This window comes from Bradyrhizobium frederickii, from assembly GCF_004570865.1.
Taxonomy (GTDB): domain Bacteria; phylum Pseudomonadota; class Alphaproteobacteria; order Rhizobiales; family Xanthobacteraceae; genus Bradyrhizobium; species Bradyrhizobium frederickii.
The window spans coordinates 1-3,327 of record NZ_SPQS01000084.1 but is presented as its reverse complement, the minus strand read 5'-3'; the positions used below and the strand labels follow the sequence as shown (position 1 = coordinate 3,327).

The 3,327-nt window shown below is 58.3% G+C and carries 3 protein-coding genes; 1 reads left to right on the top strand and 2 read right to left on the bottom strand.

Translation table 11 applies throughout. The annotated features are described in order from the left end of the window. Both E4K64_RS39295 and E4K64_RS41730 read right to left on the bottom strand, forming a co-directional pair. The coding region (locus E4K64_RS39295; protein WP_135163638.1) for a transposase at window positions 1-208 on the bottom strand (208 nt) is incomplete at its 3' end. A 449-nt stretch (window positions 209-657) separates the two neighbouring features. Then, a complete protein-coding gene (locus tag E4K64_RS41730; protein ID WP_126262239.1) occupies window positions 658-2,061 on the bottom strand; it encodes a GGDEF domain-containing protein in 1,404 nt (467 codons plus the stop codon). Window positions 2,062-3,117: 1,056 nt separating this feature from the next. Here E4K64_RS41730 and E4K64_RS39280 point away from each other — a divergent pair. Beyond that, on the top strand, window positions 3,118-3,327 hold a 210-nt coding region (locus tag E4K64_RS39280; RefSeq protein ID WP_135162981.1), incomplete at its 3' end, for a transposase.

The following is a 3,327-nucleotide window of genomic DNA, read 5'->3' as shown; positions in this document are numbered from 1 at the left end:
CGGTGGGTTCGGCGATCCGACTCCCGCCGCCCGGACCGAAAACATCGGCAGCGCTGCCTTCGAGCTGGGCCTTCCACGATGTGATCTGATTGGGGTGAACGTCGAACTGCTCCGCCAGTTGCGCCAGCGTGCGGTCACCCTTGACGGCGGCAAGTGCCACCTTCGCCTTGAAAGCCGGAGTGTGGTTCCGCCGTGCTCGTCTGCTCATCGTCTCTCCTGATTCGCGGGTCAATCTTGCCCGCCGTCAGGCAGAAACTCCACTTATCGCGCTGTTCAGATTTGCGGGACCAGCTCACTCATAGACATGCACCAAAATAGAGGCGAGAACAACGCCCCCAAAGAGAACAACAAAATCCCTCGTGGCAGAACTACACCAATCGAACCAATCGGCGTGCAACGCGCGTGATCGTGGAGACAAACTCATCATAGTCGAACCTTCGCTGAGGCCGGTGTTTTTAGCGATTTCAGATAGCATGGATTGAAAACCATATGTTGTGTACCCATCGTCGAACCCCGAGTAACGCCTTCGCAAGGCGCGATGCTAAAACGCGATAGTCGTTCCCGGCACAACTCATCGGTCACCTTGAACGTGCCACGGAACGAAAGCCGTTGAACAACGCCGTATGAATCAAGGACATGGCAATTCCCGGCAAGCGGCTACGCGACAATCACACGATTGCGACCTTCAAATTTTGCACGATATAGCCGCTGATCGGCGACCCTCAGGAATCCGTCAAGGGTGTCTCCATCGCGCCCGAACTCCGATACCCCAACACTGATGGTGACGCTGACCGACGGTTTGGCTCCGACATCGAACGCGGCGCCTTCGATGGCAGAGCGAAGGCGCTCGGCCACCGCGCAAGCGGCGTCGAGCGTCGCCCCCGGGAGCAACACCATAAATTCTTCACCGCCCACGCGCGCGACAGAGTCGTAAGGGCGGATCGCCTCCAGACACTTTCGTACGAATGCGCGGAGGACTTCATCGCCGACACTGTGACCGCGCGAGTCATTGATATACTTGAAATCATCGAGATCGATCGAGAGCAGAGATAATGGAGCACCGCTTCGTTTGGCCCGCGCGATCTCGTCGCCAATATGCTCGATGAAGTGGCGCCGATTTCCGGCACCGGTCAGTGGGTCGGTGGCGGCAAGGCGTTCCAACCTTTGATTGCTCTGTTGCAGTTGCTGTAGCGCCCTTTGGGTCTCGGCCATCGATTCGGCCAGGCGGGCGGTCATTTCCTCCTGGCTATAGATGGCCGAGAATGATTGTGTCGTTCGGAAAGCCTGGACAACGCCATAGCTGAGCAGGAAGAATCCGCCAGCAAAGATCGCGTGGGCGAGCCACCACATATGATTCCAGGGCGCCGCCAGCATGAATGCGAGCGACGATATCGCAAACCACGCGACCGAAATGCCGAAAATAAGCATGAGCGGCGATCGAATCCGTCGCGTCAGCATCGCCGCGACGTTCAGCACGCTGAATACCAGTGCGCCGCCCTCCATGGACAAGCGTACCGCGGGATGTCCCGCATAGGGGGAGTAGGCGATCAGTGCGACGGCTATGTCCATCGTCAGGAACAGGCCGATCCACATCAGCCATGCGCGCGCATCCGAACGCTTTTCGACCTCGTCTGACGGCTGGCTGTAGCTGAGCAGGCCAACGAAGAGCAGAACCGACATCGCAAGACGCGAAGCCGGTCCATAGAGCAGAAACAGCCAAATGTTGCGGTGTGCCATCCCGGTGAGGGCACCGTGCGGCGAATAAATCAGCACGAAGCCGAGAAAGCCCAGCGTTAACCAACGCAACAGAGGTTCGCCTGAAGTCTGGTAGCAACGCCACGTCACATAAGTGACGAACAGCCCTTCGAGAGTCGCGACGGCAATCGCGAATTCGTGGAACAAGTGATTTTCGAATTTTAGCGTGGAATCCTGTTGGAAATACAGGTAGGCGATGAACTGGGCGGGCATCAGGGCGAAGGCGATAAGGAGAAGGCTCGAATACGCCTGTGTGACCAGCCGGAGCGCATTGGTCGGTGCCTGTACCGCAAGATTGGTGCTCATATGCGTATCGTCTCTCACATGATGACTTACGTTCGTCCATGAACTCTTGGGCGTCTCCGAGGGATGCGCTGTCCCAGAGCACCTTCGGTCCATGCTGTAGCTACGCAGATGAAGGGGCCATGGTGCGTTGTGGTCGTAAAGCCATTCAACAAGCGACGCGCGATCACCGCGGTGCCGACGAAGGGAATGAGCTTCAGCTTTCGGTCGATCTGCTGCACTCCGTCGAGCTGGCGACCCTGCGGATAGGAGCGACCAGGTTCCGCCGCCGCCGGAATCAGCAGCGCCGTGGGCTTCGTTTACGTATTTGTGCCCACCACGTTCAGGCCACCCGCTCCGCTGACGGTCAGGGGTGTCGAGGGTGCGTTCAGCAGATTGGTCCCAGCTCCTGGCGCGAGTTGTCACTCTGCAAGGCGTCGAAAACACGCCATTGAAAGACAGAGGAAATCACGAGTCTGTGCATGCCGACCGCCGGTAGCATCGCCGCGACAATCGGCCCGTTACTGGTCCGGCTCGGAACCAAAACACGGGTGATGAGCAACACGCGTAAGCGTCAGCCCCCTTTGATTGGCGAGTTTAGTGTAGACCATCTGTGGCCTCCTTCGTGTGGAATATCCCCGCGTTGCACAAACGAGGCCGTTAGCAATACCTAAGCCTGTTTAGTTAGCCGCCTGCTAAACCTTGTAGGTTCCTAACAAAGGTCGGTCGTCAACCGCTTCAAGTGCGAGGCTGGCACGCAACTTGCTGGGCTGACAACATCACCAGGTTTGGTCGCGACTACCACCACGGTGATGTAGGGAAGTCTGATCGCCTCAGACGTGCCCGCATTGAGTGCATGTTGGTGTGTTGCTAAATGAAGCAACGTGCGAGCTGCTGCGATAGCAACAGCTCTGCGCAACGTGATCAGTGAGCTCCCGGCGAATTTTACGAGGCACCCGCACGACGCTCAACCGGAGGGTAAATAATGGCGGATGAGCTGGTCCCGCAAATCTGAACAGCGCGATAAGTGGAGTTTCTGCCTGACGGCGGGCAAGATTGACCCGCGAATCAGGAGAGACGATGAGCAGACGAGCACGGCGGAACCACACTCCGGCTTTCAAGGCGAAGGTGGCACTTGCCGCCGTCAAGGGTGACCGCACGCTGGCGCAACTGGCGGAGCAGTTCGACGTTCACCCCAATCAGATCACATCGTGGAAGGCCCAGCTCGAAGGCAGCGCTGCCGATGTTTTCGGTCCGGGCGGCGGGAGTCGGATCGCCGAACCCACCGTC